Genomic DNA, 21,449 nt, shown 5'->3' on the forward strand with positions numbered 1-21,449 from the left:
TCACGGGGTCTTGCCCTCGCAACGGCAGAGCCTGAGATGTATAAAACAGGCCGTGGCGACCATCGCCTTGCAGGTCCAGTGCGCGCGGCGGTGTATGTTGAGCGCACAGTATTTTGCAGTGTCGGGTTTCAGATTTAAAATTGACATTTGTAATATTATGTTCGCAGGGCCGTTGTCGATTTGTCAAATGCGTCTACCATAATTGAGGGGGATGTGTTTCGCAGATAAAAACCGGCGCAAATCTGGCGACTGTGCTGAAAACAAAAGAGTTTCCGGCTCGACAGCTGAAAAATTATGGGGTACGATAAAATCGTAAAAGCAGGGAAGGCCTTTGTTTACTCTAATGTTTCCCTGCGTTGCGGTTTTTGCGGTCAGAGTTTCGGCTGTTTCAGTTCCTCTCTGCGCCCCTTGTGCCGTAACCCTTTCCGCATACATAGCCGCAAATTTACCCGCCGCAGCATCTGCTGGCGGCAGGGCGGCGGTTGCGTCCTTCCACATATCCCGCAGCTTTCGCCGTCGCGCTTTACCTGTGCGCCAAGGAGGCCGTATGCGGTTTAGCTTCGACAAGGCAGCTTGCCAGAACACGCGCAGGGCGTTGCACCGGGAGTGGCTGCTTGCCAACAGGCAGGGCGACTGCTCGTGCAGCAGCATCCTGTGCTGCAATACACGCAAATATCATGGTCTGCTGGCGGTCAATACGCAGCACGGTCGGCACATATTGCTCTCAACCCTTGAAGAATCGGTGTGCGGCGGCGGCAGGGAATTTTTCTTTTCTACCCGGCAGCACCCCGGCACGCTCTATCCCAACGGGCATGAATACCTTGAGGCCTTTCATCTGGATCAGTGGCCCCAGAGCGTGTACCGGGTGGGCGAGGTCAGCCTGGGCCGCGAGGTGCTGCTGTCGCGGACAACAGGCCGGGTGCTGCTGCGCTACGAGCTGCGCGGGCCAGCGGGCATGCCAGCTCTTACGCTGCGCCTCAGGCCGCTGCTGGCGTTCCGCAGCGTGCACGCCCTGACGCGGGCCAATGCCGCCCTGAGGCAAGACACGTCGGCCATGCCTGGGGGCTTTGGCATCCGCCCCTACGAAAGTTTACCGCCCCTGTATGTTCAGGCCTCCACCTGCGGCGTGCCCGCGCAGGATGCGGTCGATGCGGCCGCCATCCCCTTGGCAGGCCGCAAAACCCAACAAAGCGACCCTGCAGTCAGCTTTATCCCCGCGCCGGACTGGTGCCGCAATGTGGAGTATTTTGAAGAGCGCGAGCGCGGCTTTGACTACAGCGAAGACCTGTTTATGCCGGGCGTGCTTGAAATAACCCTGCCCCCCCTGCCGCAGGGCGGCTACGTGTACGTGGCTGCGGGCACGGAACCCTGCGCGGAAGACCTGTGCCAGCTGTGGGAGGCCGAGAGCCGCGCCCGCATTGCCGAGCACCACAAGGGGGGGGGGCTTATGGGCCAGTTGGCCCAGGCCGGCGGGCAGTTTTGCATCACAAGCCCTTCTGGCCGCCCTGCGGTGCTGGCCGGGTATCCCTGGTTTGGCTCCTGGGGGCGCGACACCCTTATCAGCCTGCCGGGGCTGACGTTCCATGCCGGGCGGGCCGAGTTTGGGCTGAGCGTGCTGGCGGAGATGGGGCGGCACATCCGCAACGGTCTTATCCCAAACATGTTCAGCGAGTCGGGCGAGCACGCCTACAATTCGGTGGACGCTTCGCTGTGGTACGCCTTTGCCCTGCAACAGATGCTGGCTACGGTTCCCGACGGACTGACCTGGGCGCACAGCCACGCCTGGGAGGCGCTTAAAGCCATTATCAAAGGCTACAGGCGCGGGCCGGGCATGGGTATATTTGTGGATGCCGAAGGCCTGCTGCACGCTGGCGACGCCCACACCCAGCTCACCTGGATGGACGCGCAGGCGGGCGGCTCGCCGGTGACGCCCCGCCACGGCTGCCCGGTCGAGGTCAACGCCCTGTGGTACAACACGCTGGCCTTTGCCGACAGCCTCGCCGCCGCCTTTCGCGAGCCGCCGCTCACCGGCGAGCGACAGCGGGGCGCGTTGCGCGACGCCTTTTTGCGCCGGTTCTGGACCAACGAGGACGGCGGGCATCTGGGCGACGTGTGGCGCGACGGCCAGCTCGACACCAGCGTGCGGCCCAACCAGATTTTTGCTGTTTCGTTGCCGCATGCGGTACTGACTGACGAGTGCCACGCCCAGGTGGTGGAATGCGTGCGCAACCGGCTGCTTACCCCGTACGGGCTGCGCACCCTGGCTCCCGACGCCCCGGCCTACGTGGGCCGGTACGGCGGCAACGCCCAGAGCCGCGACGCGGCCTACCACCAGGGCACGGTCTGGCCGTGGCTGCTCGGCCACTATGCAGACGCCCTGCTGCAGACGGCCTGGGACATGAACGGGGCGGTGCAGGGACTGCTTGAGCTGGTTACCCCGCTGTTCTGCAAACATTTGTGCGAGGCGGGCATGGGCAGCATTTCTGAAGTCTTTGACGGCTCGCCCCCGTACGCGCCCGGCGGGTGCACGGCCCAGGCCTGGAGCGTGGGCGAATGCCTGCGCATGCTCAAAAAGCTGCAAAAAACCGCACCAGAAATTTACAGCCAGTGGGAGCGGCAGGTGGCGCATTGTCTGGCCTATCCCGCATCAGGAGACAAAACAGGCGTGTGCAGGGCCATAATGACGCTGGAGCCGGTCACGGCTGACAGCGAGGAGCAGGTATTTTAATGCGAGTGCTCATGTTCGGCTGGGAATTTCCACCCCACATCAGCGGTGGGCTGGGCACGGCATGCTTTGGCATGACGCAGGCCCTGGCAAAAAAAGGTGCGGAAATCATCTTTGTGTTGCCTCATGTGGAGGGCGGCAGCGGGCAGAACGGCTTTTTGCGCATGCGGGGGGCGTCAGGAACGCCCGTCAGCCCTCAGGTCGCGCAAAGCATGGCCCAGGCCGGGCACGAGCTGTGGACCAGAAGCATCCGCTGTCTGCAAGTGGAAAGCCCGCTGGTTCCCTATCTCACGCCCCAGAGTTACGCTCAGGCGCTGGAATGCCTGCGGCAGGGGACTGCCGGGGGAAGCCCTGCGGGGCCTGTATATCCCCAGCAGGCCGAGCCGCACGGCCGCGACGTAACCTATGAGCTGCAGGGCGGCTACGGGCCGGATCTCATGACCGAGGTGCGGCGGTATAGCCAGCTGGCAGCGGCCATAGCCGTGCAGGAGCGGTTTGACGTCATCCACGTGCACGACTGGATGACCTACCCGGCGGGCATGCTGGCCAGAGAACTGACCGGCAAGCCGCTGGTGGCGCACATCCACGCTACGGAGTACGACCGCAGCGGCTTGAACATCAACGAGCAGGTGGCGGGCATAGAACGCGCCGGGCTCAACGCAGCCGACGTGGTGGTGGCGGTCAGCCGCCTGACCCGCAAAACCGTGATAGACCGTTACGGCGTGCCCCCTGAAAAAGTCGTTGTGGTGCACAATGCCGTGGCGCGGCACGAGGCCCAGCGTCACTACCTTGTACCCCCGCGCATCAGGCACGAAAAACGCGTGCTTTTTCTGGGCCGCGTGACGTTTCAGAAAGGGCCGGAATATTTCATGGAAGCGGCCCGTCTTGTGCTGCAAAAAATTCCCAACGCACGGTTTTTTATGGCGGGCAGCGGCGACATGCTGCCAGAGCTTATCCGCAGGGCGGGGCAGCTGCGCATAGGCAACCGGTTTCATTTCGCCGGTTTTTTGCGGGGCGAGGATGTGGACCGCATGTTTGCCCTCAGTGATCTTTACGTCATGCCGTCGGTCTCCGAGCCTTTTGGCATTACGCCGCTCGAAGCCATGCTCTATGACGTGCCGGTTTTGCTCTCGCGCCAGTCGGGCGTTTCGGAAGTGCTGGAGCACGCCCTCAAGGCGGATTTTTGGGACACCCGCGACATGGCCGACAAAATCTGCGCCGTGCTGCGCTACCCCTGCCTTGCCGCCGAGCTGGTAAAAAATTGCCGTGAAGAAATGAAATCCATTCGCTGGGAAAACGCCGCCGACCAACTGTTGACCATTTACCGGGATGTCCTTGGAGGTCGCTAATGCCTGCGCTATGCCTGTGCTTCAGTATCCACGAACCGTATCAGCTGCGCCGTTACACTGTTTTCGACATGGGGCAGAGTTCGGTTTACGAAGATGACGACCGCAACTGCGATGCCCTGCTGCGTGCCGCGCGCCTGTGCTATCTGCCCGCCTGCGACCTGCTGCTCAAACTTGCGCGCCGTTATGAAGGGGCGTTTGCCGTATCACTGAGCATCTCTGGCACGGCGCTGGATCTTTTTGAGCAGTACACCCCTGAAGTGACGGAAAGCCTCTGCGCCCTGGCCGAAACCGGCTGCGTTGAATTTGTCGCCGAAACCTCGGCGCATTCGCTGGCCTTTCTGTATTCCCGCGAAGAATTCGATCGGCAGGTCAAGGCCCAGTGCGCACGGCTCAAGGGGCTTTTTGGCAAAAAGCCCACGGCCTTCATGCACACCGAGTGCGTGTACAACAACGACCTTGCGGCGGCGCTGCAGCAGCTGGGCTTCAAGACCGCCCTGGCCGAGGGCGCGGATCATGTGCTTGGCTGGCGCAGCCCCAACTGGGTTTACCGCCCGGTTTCCGGCCCCAAGATGAACCTGCTGCTGCGCAATGCCGGGCTTTCGGACGATCTGGGCCAGCGCTTCGGCGACAGGTCATGGAGCGGCTGGCCGCTTACGGCAGACAAGTTTGCCGCATGGGTGCACAGCCTGGCCGACAAGTCCGACGTTATCAATATCTTTACCGACTTCCACATGTTTGGCCTGCGGCATGCGCGCGAATCGGGCATTTTTGATTTTATGGAGGCGCTGCCCGAGGCGCTGCTGGCCGACAACCGTTTTCGTTTTGCCACGCCATGCTCCATTGCGGGCAAGTGCGCACCGGCGGGCGATGTGGACGTGCCGCAGTTCATGTCGTGGGAGGATCACGGGCACGACCTCACCTCGTGGCTTGGCAACGACATGCAAAAAGACGCCATCCATGCGCTTTACGGTCTTGCGGCCCGCGTGCGGGCCAGCGGCGACAAAATGCTGCTGCACGATTACGAGCGCCTGCAGACGGCCGACCACTTTCGCCATATGTCCACCAAGTGGTTTTCCGGCCCGCGCGCGGACAGGCCCAATCCCTTTGACAGTCCATATGACGCCTACATCACGTACATGAATGTGCTGGCCGACTTTGAGCTGCGCCTCGACGCAGCGGAGCTGTCCAGCAAGACCAGCAAATCGCGCAGGGCAAGCCGAAGCCACGTCAGTTCCGGCACTGGGGCCTCAGCCTGAGTATCCCGGCTCTTTGTAAGGAGAAAACATGAATTGTGAAAATTCCACGGTCACGCTGTTTGAGGTGAGCTGGGAAGTCTGCAACAAGGTGGGCGGTATTTTTTCGGTGGTCAGCAGCAAGGCGCTGCAGGCCGTAGAGCAGTTTGGCGAGGATTACTTTCTCCTTGGCCCGGCCCTTGCTGAAAACCCCGGCTTTGAAGAAACAGACGAAAGTGTGTGGGATTCCCTCAGAATGGCCTTTGCCACCAGGGATCTCAAATGCCGCATGGGCCGCTGGGATATTCCTGGCCGGCCAAAGGTGATTCTGGTTGATTTTTCCAAGCGTTATTCGAGCAACCAGCTTTTGTATGATCTGTGGAAGAGCTATGGGGTAGATTCCCTCTCCGGCGGCTGGGACTACATCGAACCGGTCATGTTTGCCACCGCCTGCGGCGCTGTCATCGAAGCCATACACGAAAGCCGCGTGGAGCCCATCGAAGGGCGCAGCGTGGCCCTGTTTCACGAGTGGATGTGCGGCGCGGGCCTGCTGTCGCTAAAAAAGCTTGCTCCCGGCGTGGGCACGGTCTTTACCACGCACGCCACCATGCTGGGGCGGGCCATGGCAGGGACCGGGCGCGACATTTATTCCAACCTGCGCAGCATAAACCCGGCCAACGAGGCCGCAGCCCTCAACATTACGGCCAAGTGGTCGCTTGAGGGGGCCAGTGCGCGCGAGGCCGACGTGTTTACCACGGTCAGCCCCATCACGGGGGAGGAATCTTCCGTGCTGCTGGGCCGCCAGCCCGATGTCATCACTACCAACGGTCTGGATATGCGGCTGATACCCGACTATTCCGTAGATCGCTCCCGCCCGGCCGAGCACCGGGAGCGCATTGTCGAGGCCGCCAACCGTTTTCTGCGTTGCCAGCTGCCCGGCAACACGCGCATTTTCGCCATTTCTGGCCGCTACGAAATGCACAACAAGGGCGTGGACATCTTTTTGGAAGCGCTGGCAAGGATGGAGCAAAGCCTGGCGGGCACCGACGCCTCCATTCTGGCGTTGTGCCTTGTAATGGGTGGGCACACGGGCGTCAACACGGCCGCTGTTTCCGGCGAGGCGGGCGCGGACGACAACGGTCTGCCCTTTATATGCACCCACTATGCCTGGAACGCGCCGCAAGACCCCATTATCAACGCCTGCCGCCGCCTCGGGCTCAACAACAGGGCGGAAAACAGGGTCAAGGTCATCTTTGTGCCCGCCATGCTCAATGGCGAAGACGGCTTTTTGAACATGTCCTACGACGACGTCATATCGGCCTGCGACGTGGGCTGTTTTCCCTCATGGTACGAGCCGTGGGGCTACACCCCGCAGGAGAGCGCAGCCTGGGCCGTGCCCACGCTCACCACGGATCTTTCCGGCTTTGGCATGTGGGCGCGCGGGCAATTGCAGGAACAGGCGGGCATACAAAACGGCGTGTGCGTCATGCCCCGGCGCGGCATGAATTTTGAGCAGAGCGCCACGGTGCTGCACGAGCATCTGATCAGGGCGGCCACCTGCGCAGTGGACGACCTGCCCAGGTGGCGGGCCGAAGCACGCTCCCTGGCCGAAAAAACATCCTGGCAGTTCTTTTTTGAAAATTACATGACGGCCTTTGCCATGGCGCTCAAAAAAGCCGCCAGCAGGGTAAATTGCGACGCCGGGCACGCTGCGCTGGCCCGCGTGCTCACCACCTCGTGCTCGGCCACGCCGTTTTTGCGGCCCATCATGGCCGTGGCCGAAGTTCCTGAAGCGCTGGGCAGGCTGCGCGATATTGCCCGCAACGTGTGGTGGTGCTGGCACGACAAGGCCAAGGCCCTGTTTATGGCGCTGAGCCCGTCGCAGTGGGAGAACTGGCGCAACCCCCTAAAAATTTTGGAGCAGGCCTCGCCCGAACGCTTCAAAGACCTGCAGGAAAACGAGGATTACATGAGCCTGTACCATGAGGTGGTCGCCAAGTTCGACGCCTACATGGCCGAGCCCCTCCGCTCGTTAAGCACCGACGTCACCCCGGATGCGCCCATTGCCTATTTTTCGACAGAATACGGCTTGAGTGAATCCATACCCATCTATTCAGGCGGCTTGGGCGTACTTTCGGGCGACCACCTCAAGTCGGCCTCCGACATGGCCATCCCCCTGGTGGGCGTGGGGCTTTTGTACAAAAACGGCTATTTCAGGCAGGACATCGACGCCGACGGGCGGCAGGTGGCGCAATATCCCGTAAACAATTTTGGTCTGCTGCCCATCTCAATGGTGTACGACGCCGACAAACAACCCGTGTTCGTGCAGCTTGAACTGCCGGGCCGCCTGCTGTTTGCCCGGGTGTGGAAGCTCTGCGTGGGGCGCATCACGCTGTATCTTATGGATACGGACACCCGCCGCAATACCGACGAAGACCGGCGCATCACCGACAAACTTTACGAGGCCAACCGCGAGGTGCGGTTGCTGCAGGAGATGCTGCTGGGCATGGGCGGCATGCGTCTGCTGCGCACGCTGCGCATAACGCCCAGCGTTTTTCACATGAACGAAGGGCACTCGGCCTTTATGGCCATGGAGCGCCTGCAGGAATGCCTGAGCATGGGCATGAACTATGCCGAGGCCACGGTGCGCGTGCGCTCCAACACGGTCTTTACCACCCACACGCCCGTGCCTGCCGGCAACGAATCGTTTTCGCTGGAGCTCATGGATCGCTATTTTGGCGGTATTGCGGCCAACCTGGGCATATCGTGGCAGCAGTTTGTGCAGCTTGGGCAAATTGAGGGCGGCAACAGCAACGCCTTTGAAATGACTGTGCTGGCGTTGCGGCATTCGTGCTGGGCAAACGGCGTCAGCCGCCTGCACGGCGTGGTGTCGCGGCATATGTGGAACAACCTGTGGAAGAGCCTGCCCGTGGCTGAGACCCCCATCGGCCACGTGACCAACGGCATCCATGTGCCCTCGTACGTGGGCAGCTGGATGAACGAACTGCTGCGTCAGTATCTTGGTTCGGGCTGGATGCAGTCTCCGCCAGGCTCCGGCGTGTGGGACAAGGTGGATCAGATCCCCGACGAGGCCTTCTGGACGGCCCGCATGCACCAGAAAGAAGCGCTGCTTGATGACCTGCGCCGCCGCATCCCCGAATTTATCCAGAAGTTTCATCTGGCGTCGGAAGACCGCAAGCGCATGGAGGCCATGCTCAAGCCGGATACCCTCATCATCGGTTTTGCACGGCGCTTCGCCCCCTACAAGCGGGCAACGCTCATATTTGCCGACCCCGACAGACTGGCGCGCATTCTTAACAACGCCAACCGCCCCGTGGTGCTGGTATTTTCCGGCAAGGCGCACCCCGCCGACGAGGCCGGCATCAATCTTATCCAGGAAGTGCTGCGCATGTGCCGCGACGAGCGCTTTTTGGGCCGCATATTCTTTATTGAAAACTACAGTCTGTCTGTTTCGCGCATTATGGCCCAGGGGTGCGACGTATGGCTCAATACGCCGCGCCGTCCGCATGAGGCATCAGGTACAAGCGGCATGAAGCTGCCCGTGAACGGCGGCATAAACCTGAGCATCTCGGACGGCTGGTGGTGCGAGGGCTACAACCGCCAGAACGGCTGGACCATCGGGCCGGTTGTATCCACCGAGCTGCCCAGCAGCGAGCAGAACGATTACGCCGATGCGGAATCGCTGTATTCCCTGTTGGAAAATGCCGTGGTTCCGCTGTATTTCGAGCGCGACGAGGCGGGCTTGCCGCAGGAATGGATCAGCACCTCCAAACGGTCGCTCAAAAGCCTCACCGCCATGTACAGCAGCAACCGCATGCTCAATGATTATATCCGTCAGTTTTATCTGCGGGCCGCGCGCAGGCGCAACATGCTGCGCGATAACAACTGGGCGGCCTGCCGCGCGCTGGCGGCCTGGCAAAACAGCTTGCCTGGCCGATTCGCCACGGTGAAGGTCGACGCGCTGACCATCAGCGGCATTGAAGACAATACCATGATCTGCGGCGAACCCGTAAGCGTGCAGCTGCGTATGCACCTTGGCGAGATGCAGGCGCAGGAAGTACTGGTGCAGCTGGTTATCGGGCAGGCCCTGCCCAACGGCAGCTTCCGCGACAAACCAGAAATCCTCCGCCTTGAACCGCGTAACGGCGAGGTCGAAACAGGCGGCATGCGCTACGTGGCGAGCTATATTCCCTCGTTCAGCGGCCACTACCGTTACGGCGTGCGTATCATGCCCGTGCACCCCGCGCAGGCGACGCCGCTCGAGACAGACCAGATCCTCTGGGCTTAACGCCCTGCGCTGTCGGCGCAAGCATATAATATAACCTGACGCGCTCCGTATCTCTCTGGTACGGGGCGCGGCTTTTTTGCAGGGCAGTGGGCAGGGTGGGGCAATGTGGTATGGGACAAGGGGAAATGATGGCGCATGGAGGTTGGCAAGGCGTAGTTGCATTGCCAATGCGTGACGTATTGTTTAAGCTTTATAATTGCATCCATCACAGGTGCGTCCTTTTTTGCGCGGGGCACCACAAACCTTGGGGGAAAATATGCCTTGTGGTTGCACGCTTTCAGCCCGGAGGCTTTTTGCGCCCAGATTCACCCGGCTGACGATCGCACTTTGTCTGGTCTGTCTGTTGCTCACGGCCTGTGCTGGCAAAAAAACTCACGAGGCAGACAGCATCCGCGGCATAGTGGCTGAACTGGCTGCCAAAAAGGCCGCTTTGCCCGAGGTGCCCGGTCTATCTGTAGCCGTGCTGCGCCATGGGCAGGATACCCCCGTGTGCGCTGCCTTTGGCAAGGCCGCTCTCGAAAACCCCACGCCCATGACCACAGCCTCGCGGTTTAAAATCGGTTCAATCACCAAGGTATTTACGGCAACGCTGGTCCATCGTCTCATTGAGGACGGCAAACTGAGCTACGAGACGCCCATCAGCGAGTTTTTCCCCGCATATCCTGGCGGCAAGGCCATCACGGTACGCAACCTGCTGGAGCATACTTCGGGTATTCCTGAAATGCTCGCTCTGGCGGAGGTACAGCAGAACCTTGCCCGATACTGGTCGCCGGAGGATCTTATTGCCATGACAGCAAAGCAGCCGCCGCTGTTTAGCCCCGGCACGCGGCAGATGTATTGCAATACTGGCTTCGTCATGCTTGCCGTGATTACCGAAAAAATTACGGGCCGTACCTATGCTGAACAGGTGCGCGAGGTTTTTGTGGACAAGCTGGGTATGAAGTCGTTGCTGGTGGGAGTAGACGGGGCGGTTGTTCCCCGTATGGCCAGTGGTTATTGCGGCAGTGGCGATGCCCTGCAGTTGCCCATCGCGGCCAGCGTTGCCATTGCTATGGGTACTGGCAATCTTGAAGCCTCGCCAAAGGATATGGTGCGCCTGGTCAACCTTGATAGCGTTCTGAAAGACAACGTCCTGGAATTACTGCCGCTCAGGCCGCTGGTTTTGCCTGATGGCAAGGAGGCGGCGGTAACCGCAAAGAGCAATCACTACCTCGGCAGCGAACTCGACGGTTGCACGCTTTTTTTGTTCAACGAACCCAAGATAGACCTGATCGGCAAGCTTGGCACGTTCCCAGGTTTCGGCAATGTATTTTTTTATGATCGGCAGACAGGATACGCGGCGGCAATCAGCGTCAACAACGAAAGAGCCGTTTCGCACGCCATCGCGCTCGGCGCGGAAATACTCAATGCCATAAGGCTGCGAGGCGTCAGCGGCATAAAGTAGTTTGCAGCGTTCGGCGATAATGCCGGGGGCGTTGCCACCAACACGCAAAAGGCGGCTGTTTTTTAACGGCCGCCTTTTGTCCGCACTGGCGCGCGGTTACTGCATTGGTGAGTTTTTGGGTTCCCCGCCGTTCAATTCCTTATAAAAAACACAGCGGTTGCGGCCCATTTTTTTTGCCGCATAGGTGGCTTTGTCGGCCTTGTTGAACAGTTCGGCGTAGGTTGTGCCGTCTCTGGGGCAGCAGGCCACGCCCACGCTGGCGGTGAGTGTAAGGCACGAGTGTTGGTCGCAGCACTGGGTGTGCAACTGCTCCACAAGCATGAGGGCGCGCTCGCGTATGGCATGCAGCGACATCCTTTCCGTGCAGAACACCAGAAATTCGTCGCCGCCAATGCGCCCCACAATATCAACGCCGCGAAAGTTGCGGCGAATGATCTGGGCCATGTCGTAGATGGCCTTGTCGCCCATGGCGTGGCCAAAACGGTCGTTGATGCCCTTGAAGTTGTCAAAGTCAATCATGAACATGGCGTACATCTGCGGCAGGGGGGATTCGTGCGTTTCCAGAAACTGCGAAACGGCTTTTTCGGTTGAGACCTTGTTGCGCATGCCCGTGCCGCCGTCGCGGGTCGCCTGGGTGCGCAGCTGCAGCTCCAGCGATTTTTGCTGGTCGATGTCGGTGATGATGCCGATGGCGTAGATGGGCGCGCCCTGGGTGTTGGCGATGCTTGACGCTTCAATGCGGAACCAGCGGTACTCGCCCCCCGCGTCGCGCAGGCGGGCCTCAAGCGTGCACTTGTGCTGGTGCGGCGCAAGCCTGACTTCGCGCTGAAAGGCAACGAGCTTCTCCTGATCGTCGGGAAACAGCGGAATAGCCGCGTCTGTCTCAAGTATGTTGAAAACCGTGCCAAATGTGCGCAGCCACTGGGGTGAACAGGAAAAATAGCCGCTGATCAGGTTCTGTTCAAAAATATTGATGTCGTGCTGCTCCAGAATAAACTGGTGCCGCTCGTCGGAGATACGCTTGGAGAGCGCGGCTTCCTTGCTTTGCGTGATATCAAAGACGATACTTTGTATGTAGGAGTGCCCGTGCTCGATATTGACCACAGCCCCCTTGTGGTACAGCCATACCAGTGCTCCTGACTTGGTGCGGGTTCGGTACTCCACATCAATGGGCTGGCCGTTTTTCATCTGCTTGCGCATGGCCCGCAGTACCGGATCGCGGTCTTTTTCGTAAATGGTCGCCGCAAAACTGTTGCCATAGGCTTTGTCAAATTCGGCTTCAGTAAAGCCAAGCATTTTTTTGTAGTTTGGGCTGACAAAAAGAAACGTGCCGTCAGGGCTGAAAAACTTCAGTACGCCGCCGGATATGCTGGCGATAATGGTGCGGTAGTCCTCCTGCTGGCGGCGCAGTTTGCGCGAAGCATTGCGCTCGAGCAGCAGGACAAAGGTAATGATAATGCCCGCAAGGATGGCCAGACGCCAGACAAGCTCGTTGGTAATGACAGACTGCTGCGAAACGGCGGCATTGCCAGCACCTTTTGGCATAAGCGAAACCATCTGCCAGCCAAAACGCTCAACGGGCGTCGTGGCCACAAACAGGTTCATGGGGTTGTCAAAATACGTGGTGGATTCTTGCGGAAAGTCAGCAAAAGTCTGCTTCAGCCGGTTTTCCACCTCGGAGGGCAAGCCTTCATTGCTGAAACGGGCAAAAAGGTCGTCCATGCTTTTGCCCGGCGGCGGCGATAAAAACAGGGCCCGGCCGGACGCGTCCATGACGAGGTTGTAGGTGTTGTTGCTGAACGCCCACGTTTCCATGCTGGTTTCGAGCGCAGCAGCGGGAAACTCGCTGATGACGACCGCTTTGATGCTGTCGCGCACCACCAGCGGGTTGGCGATGATCAGGAGCCTTTGCCTGTCGGCGCCGCAATGGGTTGTGATGTGGGTTTTGCCCTCGCGGGCGCTCAGAAAAACAGGGTCCCGGCTGACGTCAACCGCCGTGCCGCCGCCGTCAAACCCCTTGCCTTCCTCGTCCACAATGCTGAAACGGCGTACGCCATGAGCATAAAACAGGGGGGCGACCGCGAGTACTTCTGCCTTGTCCGCGCCGCAGTTCTGCTGGGCGAGATATTTTGTCATGGCGTTCATTTCCATCATGCTGGAACGAACGATCTGATAAAAGTTGTTGCCCGCGCGGGTATTTACTTCGGCCAGCCGGGTAAGGGTGGATGTCGAAATGTTCGATGAGGTATCGCTGGCATAATCATGGATAAAAAAAATGGGAGTAATAAAGAGAAATATTAATATAATAAAATAAATTAGTGGCTTGGCAATTTCTGGCATGTCTCATAATCCGTGGCGCTTTGTGAACCAGGGTTGGTAATTGAGACTCAAGCTGGCCTGACAATGTCAGGGGCGAACAAACGTAACCGTGCCGCCCAATGCAGCTGTCAAAAGCGGGGGGTATGCATCCGATTGAAATAGATGGGGGCTGTACTTCAACCGTAAACTGTCTATGAATGATTGCTTTTGCTTGCACTTGCTCTTTTGTATGGTGATATAGCGTGCAATCAAAAGCTATGAATATAAACTTTTCTAGTAGTTATGAATGATTTTCAGATATTGTCAATAGATATAGCTTGATTAATACTGTTGTTTGGTAAAAAAGTTTAACACAATGGTTTTATTAGTAAAAATTTTAGTTACGATGTGCGTTAGTCACAAATGCGGGTGTGCGGCGACTTTGTAAAACCTAGAAGCATGGTATAAATAACTGTCCGAACAGGCAACAAGAGGCCCTGCCAAAGCAGGGCCTCTTGCAATATGCGCTGCAGGCGGCATGCGCGCGGCCAGTGGTATTCAGGCCTGGGCGAAGCCGCAACTACGGTAACGCGGACTAGGCAAGCTTGGAGAGCAAGGTTTCCTTGATGGAGTCGATGCTGCCTTCGCCGTTCAGTTCGATGTACTTGGTCTTGCCCTTGCCAGCAAGGTCTTTGTAGAAATACGCGGCGGCCAGGGTGCCGTCGGTCGTATTGTAGTAAATATCGTGGCGCTTGTTGATGGCGGTTTCGTCCTGGTCGTCGGAACGGCAGGAGAGCGCACCGCCGCAGACGCGGCAGACATCGCCATTGGGCTTGATGGCGTCGATGAAAATATTGTTGGGGTGATTGTTGTTGTTCTTGCAAAGGCGACGGCCCATGATGCGGTTTTTGGCCATTTCGCGGGGCAGAAGAATTTCAATCACGTAGTCAAGCTGCATGCCTTCTTTCTGCAGCGCGTCCCACAGCTTCTGGGCCTGCACGGTGTTGCGGGGGAAGCCGTCGAGCAGCCAGCCCTGCTGACCCTTGGTCTTCAGGGTTTCCAGCACCATGGGGATGGTGATGTCGTCGGGCACGAGGTCGCCGCGATCAATGTACGCCTTGGCTTTTTTGCCCAGCTCGGTGCCGCCGCCGATGTGTTCACGGAAGATGGCCCCGGATTCGATATGGGCGAGGTTGTACTTCTGCTTGATCAGGTCGCCCTGAGTGCCTTTGCCGCTGCCGTTAGGGCCAAAAATAAGGATGTTCACTTGGTACTCTCCTTGCCGGAACCGAGTTAGTTTGTGCAAAAAAGAACACAACAGGCACCCTATCCCCTAAAATAGGCCCTGTCAACGGGTACAGGGAAGAATGCTCGACATGTTGCGTCTGGACAGGCGGGCTACCTGAAAAGCTTCCACGTTCCCTCGACCACGTTGCCCAGCACGTCTACAAAACCTTGGGTGATGCCGCCAATGGTGTTGAGCAGCAGTTTGCCGGCGCCAATGGAAGTTTTGCTGTTGTCCAGGCTGCCGTACAGGCGCATGGGAAACTCCGGCAGGTTCTTCATGTTTACTGTAAAGTTGCAGTCAAGGGTGTCGTTGTTAAGGTCAATCCAGCCGCCGCCGGTGACCGTGAGATCAGACCCCTTGAGATAAAAATCACCACTTTTTGCCATGCCATGGGTGATAACGCCTGAGCTGCCCGCAGCGTCAAAACGGGTGGGCTTGCCCTTGAGCTGCCCGTCTTTTTCGCGCGACTGATAATAGCCGTTGAGCACGCTGAAGCGCCATTTGCCGTTGAGGCGGGCCGGCAGCTGGTTTGAGCCGGTCACCTCGGCGTCCACCTCGGCGCTGATGGTGGCTCGGCCGCCAAGCGCGGCTTTGCCGCCCCTGTCCCTGCTGGCGGCGGCAAGGTCAAAGCTGTCGATGGTAAGGGCGTTGGCAAAGTTTACGCCCTTGTTAAAGTGCATTTCGCCATGCGCGGCAACGGCGGAGCCGTAAAACTTGCCGCCAAGGCTTTCATACCGCAGGTTGCCGTTTTCCATCCTGACCTTGAGGCGCAGGTCCTGGGTGTGCAGTTTCCATAGGGTGAACTGCCCCGCCTGGACTTCTCCCTCGGCGGAAAAAGCCCGCATAAAGCGCAGATCCCAGGGTTTGCTCTCAGCTGGTTTTTTGGCTTTTGCGCCTTCAGGCTGTCCCGTTGCGCCGGTTTTGTCGCCAAGGTAGCGGTCAAGGTCCAGGTGCGGCGTGGCCAGTTTGAAGCGCAGCGCAAGCTCTTTGCGCCAGTCGAGCCCCAGGGACCCTGAAACGTCGTTCTGGTCGACTTTGGCGTGAAAGTCGCTGAGCGAAAGCGATGTTGCGTCGCCCTTGAAGGCCGTGTCCAGTTCAATGCGCCGCAGGGGTTGCGGCACGTTGGGGTTGGCCGCGCCCAGCAGGCGCAGACTCTTGCTGGAATCGGGAATAAAAGCGGAAATTTTGCCCTGCCAGGCCAGACCGTCCTTGTTCATGCCGATCTGCGCCGCGCCAGATATATCCGCCCCAAGCGCGGTGGCGTGCGCCTCGGCAACGGAAAGCTGGTTGCGGGCCGCCTGACAGCTGAACTTGCCAGAGACCTGTGCCTGCAGGCCCTCTGGCTGAAAGGATTTTTCCGCGTTGATGCTGGCGGTGAGCGTGCCGGGCAGGTTCTGAAAGTCCATATTGCCGCCGCCCATGCCGTCGCCGCTGAACCACAGCCTGCCGTTAAGGGTCACATCGGCTTGCATGCCTTCGTCCGCAATGGTGGCGGCCCACTGGCCCTCAAGGCCAAGGCGACCCTGATCCCAGGCCGCTGTGCGGGCCTTGAGGCTGATATCAAGGGTTTTAAAGGGCACCGCGCCCGGCGAGGCCTTGGGCGATGCATTGCTCGGGGGGCGCAGCAGACCCCTTTCCGCCCGCGCGGTTACCGTGCCCCGCAGCTTGCCCAAAAAAACATCCAGCTCGCGGCCCTGGCTCATGATGTCCACATCGCCGCGCAGCTTGCCGCCGCTCAGGGGCATGACGGGCAGGTCTTTGGCCAGACCCTCGCCGTTGACGTCGCGCATGTGCAGGCGGATGGCGTAAGGCGTGTCGGGGCTGCCGCCAAGGATGGCGTCGCCCTTGACGCTGCCGCCGTAGAGCGTGGCGTCAACAATCAGCAGGGTGTCTTCGAGGCGGGTTGCCGGGTCGATCAGCCCTTGCTTGATGACGACCAGAGCCTCGTTGATGACGATGGGGCCGTAGTTGACGCGGGTGGCCCCAAGACGGATGTTGTAATCAAGCCCCACCTCGCCCGGCATGACCGGCTTGCCCGGCAGGGGGGTAAGGGGACCGTGCCCGTAGCGGGGTTCTGCAGGCTGTACGCCAACCGATTCGGGGATGGCGCGCCCAAGGTCGACGGTGTCGGTCTTGAGGTCAAGCACCAGCTCTGGCTTGTCCCAGCTGGCGACCCCGCCGGAACCGAGAAAACGGCTGCCTGCGGCGACAACGTCAATGTGGGGCACGCGCAGGCCTTTGCCGTCCAGCGAAAAATCAAGACTGCCCCGAGTCACGTCGTCCAGCGCCACCTGCAGGCCGGGCGCAAGATTGCGGGCAAAGCCCAGCCACTCCGTCAGGCTTGCCCGCTGCAGCTGCAACCTGCCTTCAACCAGAAACATGTCCGGCCCGCCCAGCTGCAGCGTGCCGTTGAGGTTCACATCGTCCGGGCCGAGGCGCAGCCGCAGGTTTTCAAGGCTGAGGGTCTGGTCGTCGCCCTTGCGTCCCCCCACTGCGCCGGTGAGGTGGGCGGGCAGCAGTATTTCGTCCTTGCGCAGGTCTCCCTCAAGGTCGCTTGCAAGGCTCCAGCCCCCCTCGTCCCCCTTGAGACCCAGGGCAAAATTGAGGCGCGCAAGCCATGTGGGCAACTGCAGTGTGCCCTTGGCCGCAAGCTGGGGTGTTTTTTCCAGAGGGGCGACGAGGTTTGTTTTGCCCTCTACGCTCAACTGGTCAAGCCGCGCCGGAGTCTGCCCTTCGGGCTGCAGCAGGGCGGTGGTGCACGAAAAATTGCCCTGCACGCGCGCCGCCGAAGCGGTTTCAATATCGCACAGCAGGCCGTTGGCGGTCAGGCGTGTTTTGTCCGCGCCTGTGATGTCCAGCTCGCCTTGCGAGACGGCCAGCCGGAACCTGCCGGGAATCACCGACGGGGTGTCGCCGTCGCCCGAGGCCAGCTGGGCTATCCATGCCTGCAGCGATAGCGGCTTTGGGTCTTGCGCGTCTGGGGCTGCGGCTGTGCCTTCTGTCGCTGCAGGGGCAGCGTCTGCGGCAGCGGCATTTGCAACGGGCGCGGCTGCGCCTGGAGTTGTTGTCGCCAGGGCGGCAGTCGTAGGGGCGGCAGTTGCCGGGGAGTTTGGGGGCGCAGTGGTCGGGGCGTCAGCCGGGTCGGAGGGAAACAAAAATGGCAGGGTCAGCGCCACGGGCAGCTCGCCTCTTAGGCGGGGCCGCAGCAGCGTGATATTGCGGGGCAGCAGTTCGCCACGCAGCAGCGCCAGAAAGTCAGGCCGCAGCGTGGCGTAGGCCACGGTAAAACTCAGGCCTTTGCCCTCCACGCTGGCGTTGCTGACAGCCAGCGACGGCAGGGGCAAAAGGGCCACATTAACCGACTCGACCTTGATGGAAAGGCCCGTGCTGGCGGCGAGCTGCTCAATATAATGCTCGGCCAAAGCCTGCGGATTGCGCTGCAAAAGCCAGAAGACCGCTGCCGACATCGCCGACAGGGTTAGCAGCAGCGCCAGAAAAATGCGCGTTATCAGGCGAAGTCGGCTGGGGTTAAGCGGCATGTGCATTCTCGCGTCTTGACGCCTTGGGGCGTCGAGGCTAGGTTTTGAACCTATTGCAAATCGGGCCTGTTGGCAACTGCCGACACAGGATGCCAAGCATTGGGCGCGGTTAGCGCGTAACCTCATTACAGATGGCGGGGCGCATGCAACGGCTATTGTGGATAGGCAGCCCTTTTTTCGGCGAAGCCCTTTCTTCCTGCGGCTGGGCGGCGGTGGCCCGCCATAATTTTGAGCATGCGGCGGTATTTGGCTGGCATGATCTGGTGGATATTGCCGGTTTTGAGCCGGACGTGCTGGTGGTAGCCGACAAAAGCCGCGCGCCGTTTGTGCTTGGGGTTGAGGATTTTCCCTGTCTCACCGTGTTCTACAGCGTGGATTCTCACATCCATTCGTGGCAACCGTATTACGCGCAGGCTTTTGATGCGTGTCTTGTGTCGCTGCGCGATCATCGAGGCCGGTTTGCCGGAGCGTACCTGCCAGAAGAGCGGGTGTGGTGGTCGCCCGCCTTTGCCTGGCCGCAGGATGCGCCGGAGCCGCAGACCGCCAAGGATATGGACTGCGTGTTTGTGGGTACGGTCAATACCGATCTGCCCCGTCGGGCGGCGTTTCTGGAGCGGGTCGGCAGGGGAGTGCCGGGGCTGCGGGTAGTGACCGGCCCCTACCGCCAGCTGTACGCGCGGGCACGGGTGGTGCTGAACCATTGCGAGCACGGCGACCTGAATTTTCGGGTTTTTGAGGCCATGGGGTGCGGCGGCTGCCTTGTGACGCCGCGTATCGGCCACGGGCTGACCGATCTTTTTGTCGAGGGCGAGCATTTGCGCTGCTACGCGGCGGACACCGACGACAACGGCGGCGGCGTTGCTGTTGAAGCGGCCGCCGACCAGGCCGTGGCCCAGATACGGTATCTGCTTGAGCACCCCGAGGCGGCGGAGCGCATGGGCCAGGCCGCGCTGGCATGTATTGACGGCGGGCACAGGGCGGTGCACCGTGCCGAGGCTTTTAGCCGCAGTGTACGCGAGCTGCTGGCCCGGGATCCGCAAATCGTGTCGCGCCGTCGCAGCAGGGCCGGGGCCATACGCAGGCAGTGCCTGCGGTTGCCCTATCTGCATTGGGCCGAAGAGCTGCGCAGCACCGGCCTTGGCGAGGCGTATCTGGCTGCGTCGAAAGGAGAATTTGGTCTGCCCGGTCAGTTGTAGCTGGCCGCATGGAGCCGGGGTGCGCAGCCAGGCGGGCTGTGATCAATTTCTGCCGGTGCGTGCGGCGACGGAAATACCCATCGCGGGGTCAAAAATGCAGATCCAGGGCGGGGTCTATCCCTGGGGTTGCTTTGCTGCTGCCCGGCGCGGGTTCGTCAAAACTCAGGTGCAGCAGCGGGTCCTCGGCCGGGGCAGGCGCCGGGCGGGGTGCGAGACGGGCGGCTCCCTTGCCTGCAAGGACGACGGGTTCGGCTACGTCCATGGCGTCGAGGCGTGATTCAAGCGAGCGCAGCAGCACGCGCATCTGGGCGTGTTCTTCGTGCAGCGACTTGCAAAGTTTTTCCTGGCTGCGCAGCATGTGGTACAGCACAGCCAGTATTCCGAAAAAGCACAAAAAGATAAAAAGCATGAAGGAAAACATGGCGGGCCTCCAAAAATACGGGCCGGGAAGGCCCGGCCGACAGTTTTTATATACGTTCAACACTTCTTGGGCAAGGAGCTTTTATGGCCGCGCAACACATTGAACCGCATCTTGTAATGGCAGACGAGCGCGGCAATATCTATGACGACCCAGACCTGCTGATGGTTTGCAGACGGGGAGCTCAGTGGGGTCTGCCACGGCCTGACGAGCTGATACCCCTGCCGGAAGAAAGCGAATTTTTTTTGCTGCCGGGCCGTCAGGCCGTAGGGCTTGATCCGGAGACCGGGAGCATCGCGCCGCCCGAGGGCGAAGCCCAGCTTGCCGTGGCGGCCTTTGCCGCTCCGGGGTATACGCTGTCGGCGCATCCCGCGTACGAAAGCGACGCCAAAGCGCCGCTGCTGCCCCTGTTTGCCTATGGCGCGGTGGGTTTTGCCCGGGGGCGTTTTTATATCTGTGCGCGCCGGGTGGATACCGAACCCCGGCAGATTTTCAGCAATATTCCCCGTGGTCGCATTGAGCAGGGGGCCCGCGCCCTGCTGCGGGATTACCCCAAGAACAGGCTTATTCGTCATATTATGGACAATTGCGTGGCCCGGTACGACTGCCCTGCGGGCCGCAACTTTGCCCTGGGCCGCTACGAGGCCCCGTTGCCGTCGTCGCGGTCCTGCAATGCCAGCTGTATCGGCTGCATCTCGGCGCAGGAAAAGGATTCGCCCGTGCAGACCACCCCGCAGTGCCGTCTGGCCTTTACGCCCAGCCCCGAGGAGCTGGCCGAGGTCATGCGCGTGCACGCCGGGCGCGAAACGCGCACACCCATCTATTCCTTTGGGCAGGGTTGCGAGGGCGATCCCCTTATGAATTCCGACCTGCTGGTCGAGAGCGTGCGCCAGTTTCGCGCTGGCGGCGGCTCAGGCACGGTAAACTGCAACACAAACGCCTCGCGGCCCGAAGCCGTCATCCGGCTGGCGGAGGCGGGGCTTACCAGCATGCGCGTGAGCCTCAACAGCGCCCGCGCGGGGCTTTACGAGCGTTATTACAGGCCGTCGGGCTATTCATTTGACGACGTGCGCGCCTCCATACGCGAGGGCCGCAGCCGTGGGCTTTGGGTCTCGCTCAATTTGCTGGTTTTTCCTGGTGTTACAGATACGGAGGAAGAGCTTGACGCCCTGGCCCGCCTTGTGGGCGAAAACGGCGTGAGCATGATTCAGTGGCGCAACCTCAATATTGATCCCGAGTGGTACTTCAGGCTGATGAGCGGCGGCGAAGGGCAGAACAGGCTGGAACTTTCGCCCAGCATGGGCCTGACCTCTTTTATGAAGCGCCTCAAAAAACTTTGCCCCTGGCTGCGCTACGGCTATTTCAACCCCTACCTTGGCGAAAAGGCCGAGGTAACCGCGCCCATGCCCGGCCAGTGGAGCATGCCCGCCCCACGTGCGCGCGAAGCTGCGAGCATTGACGATCTCGAATTGTCGGTGCGTGCGCCCGCCCCACGTGCGCGCGAAGCTGCCGAAGCAACAGCCGACGACATGGAAGCGGCTGCGACAGGGGAGAGTTCTGACATGTAAGACGCTCGCCTCACGCGTCGTTTTGATGAAGCCCCGTTTTTGTACAGCGGGGCTTCTTTTTTTGTGTTTTGTGATCGATGTCA

At 60.3% G+C, this 21,449-nt stretch carries 12 protein-coding genes; 7 read left to right on the forward strand and 5 right to left on the reverse strand.

Translation table 11 applies throughout. The annotated features are described in order from the left end of the window. Window positions 1–183: 183 nt before the first annotated feature. Window positions 184–498 (reverse strand): hypothetical protein, encoded by a 315-nt coding sequence (locus DDIC_RS02720; RefSeq protein ID WP_136399027.1) that lies wholly within the window; start codon window positions 496–498, stop codon window positions 184–186. 49 nt (window positions 499–547) lie between these two features. Here DDIC_RS02720 and DDIC_RS02725 point away from each other — a divergent pair, with 49 nt between their 5' ends. From DDIC_RS02725 to DDIC_RS02745, 5 genes are all read left to right on the forward strand, one after another. Then, window positions 548–2,728 (forward strand): amylo-alpha-1,6-glucosidase, encoded by a 2,181-nt coding sequence (locus tag DDIC_RS02725; RefSeq protein WP_136399028.1) that lies wholly within the window; start codon window positions 548–550, stop codon window positions 2,726–2,728. Continuing rightward, entirely contained in the window at window positions 2,728–4,074 is a 1,347-nt protein-coding gene (locus DDIC_RS02730; protein WP_136399029.1) for a glycosyltransferase family 4 protein, read from the forward strand. Before DDIC_RS02725 ends, DDIC_RS02730 begins: the two co-directional genes overlap by 1 nt. Continuing rightward, a complete protein-coding gene (locus DDIC_RS02735; protein WP_136399030.1) occupies window positions 4,074–5,330 on the forward strand; it encodes a glycoside hydrolase family 57 protein in 1,257 nt (418 codons plus the stop codon). Before DDIC_RS02730 ends, DDIC_RS02735 begins: the two co-directional genes overlap by 1 nt. Before the next feature lie 28 nt (window positions 5,331–5,358). Beyond that, window positions 5,359–9,615: an alpha-glucan family phosphorylase gene (gene glgP / locus DDIC_RS02740; RefSeq protein WP_136399031.1), complete on the forward strand. Its 4,257-nt coding sequence runs from the start codon at window positions 5,359–5,361 to the stop codon at window positions 9,613–9,615. A 400-nt stretch (window positions 9,616–10,015) separates the two neighbouring features. After that, window positions 10,016–11,059: a serine hydrolase domain-containing protein gene (locus tag DDIC_RS02745; protein ID WP_168732456.1), complete on the forward strand. Its 1,044-nt coding sequence runs from the start codon at window positions 10,016–10,018 to the stop codon at window positions 11,057–11,059. Between the two features lie 96 nt (window positions 11,060–11,155). Here DDIC_RS02745 and DDIC_RS02750 read toward each other — a convergent pair whose 3' ends face one another. From DDIC_RS02750 to DDIC_RS02760, 3 genes are all read right to left on the reverse strand, one after another. Beyond that, on the reverse strand, window positions 11,156–13,399 hold the full coding sequence (locus DDIC_RS02750) for a sensor domain-containing diguanylate cyclase (RefSeq protein WP_136399033.1): 2,244 nt from the start codon (window positions 13,397–13,399) through the stop codon (window positions 11,156–11,158). Between the two features lie 553 nt (window positions 13,400–13,952). After that, a complete protein-coding gene (locus DDIC_RS02755; RefSeq protein ID WP_136399034.1) occupies window positions 13,953–14,624 on the reverse strand; it encodes an adenylate kinase in 672 nt (223 codons plus the stop codon). 131 nt (window positions 14,625–14,755) lie between these two features. Further along, window positions 14,756–18,184: an AsmA family protein gene (locus tag DDIC_RS02760; protein WP_136399035.1), complete on the reverse strand. Its 3,429-nt coding sequence runs from the start codon at window positions 18,182–18,184 to the stop codon at window positions 14,756–14,758. Between the two features lie 143 nt (window positions 18,185–18,327). Here DDIC_RS02760 and DDIC_RS02765 point away from each other — a divergent pair, with 143 nt between their 5' ends. Next, window positions 18,328–19,380 (forward strand): glycosyltransferase, encoded by a 1,053-nt coding sequence (locus DDIC_RS02765; protein WP_136399036.1) that lies wholly within the window; start codon window positions 18,328–18,330, stop codon window positions 19,378–19,380. Window positions 19,381–19,468: 88 nt separating this feature from the next. Here DDIC_RS02765 and DDIC_RS02770 read toward each other — a convergent pair whose 3' ends face one another. Then, window positions 19,469–19,801 carry a hypothetical protein gene (locus DDIC_RS02770; RefSeq protein ID WP_136399037.1) on the reverse strand — a complete coding sequence of 111 codons (333 nt, stop codon included), beginning with the start codon at window positions 19,799–19,801 and terminating at the stop codon, window positions 19,469–19,471. Between the two features lie 83 nt (window positions 19,802–19,884). Between DDIC_RS02770 and DDIC_RS02775 the strand changes: the two genes are divergently transcribed. Then, on the forward strand, window positions 19,885–21,366 hold the full coding sequence (locus DDIC_RS02775) for a radical SAM protein (protein ID WP_136399038.1): 1,482 nt from the start codon (window positions 19,885–19,887) through the stop codon (window positions 21,364–21,366). The last annotated feature ends 83 nt before the right edge of the window (window positions 21,367–21,449 follow it).

The sequence above is a fragment of the Desulfovibrio desulfuricans genome (assembly GCF_004801255.1).
Taxonomy (GTDB): Bacteria; Desulfobacterota; Desulfovibrionia; order Desulfovibrionales; family Desulfovibrionaceae; genus Desulfovibrio; species Desulfovibrio desulfuricans_C.

Excerpts from the sequence above, each read along its gene's own strand:
- DDIC_RS02720 (WP_136399027.1), bottom strand. The coding sequence starts at position 498 with ATGTGGAAGGACGCAACCGCCGCCCTGCCGCCAGCAGATGCTGCGGCG.
- DDIC_RS02725 (WP_136399028.1), top strand. The coding sequence starts at position 548 with ATGCGGTTTAGCTTCGACAAGGCAGCTTGCCAGAACACGCGCAGGGCG.
- DDIC_RS02730 (WP_136399029.1), top strand. The coding sequence starts at position 2,728 with ATGCGAGTGCTCATGTTCGGCTGGGAATTTCCACCCCACATCAGCGGT.
- DDIC_RS02735 (WP_136399030.1), top strand. The coding sequence starts at position 4,074 with ATGCCTGCGCTATGCCTGTGCTTCAGTATCCACGAACCGTATCAGCTG.
- glgP (WP_136399031.1), top strand. The coding sequence starts at position 5,359 with ATGAATTGTGAAAATTCCACGGTCACGCTGTTTGAGGTGAGCTGGGAA.
- DDIC_RS02750 (WP_136399033.1), bottom strand. The coding sequence starts at position 13,399 with ATGCCAGAAATTGCCAAGCCACTAATTTATTTTATTATATTAATATTT.
- DDIC_RS02760 (WP_136399035.1), bottom strand. The coding sequence starts at position 18,184 with ATGCCGCTTAACCCCAGCCGACTTCGCCTGATAACGCGCATTTTTCTG.
- DDIC_RS02765 (WP_136399036.1), top strand. The coding sequence starts at position 18,328 with ATGCAACGGCTATTGTGGATAGGCAGCCCTTTTTTCGGCGAAGCCCTT.
- DDIC_RS02770 (WP_136399037.1), bottom strand. The coding sequence starts at position 19,801 with ATGTTTTCCTTCATGCTTTTTATCTTTTTGTGCTTTTTCGGAATACTG.
- DDIC_RS02775 (WP_136399038.1), top strand. The coding sequence starts at position 19,885 with ATGGCCGCGCAACACATTGAACCGCATCTTGTAATGGCAGACGAGCGC.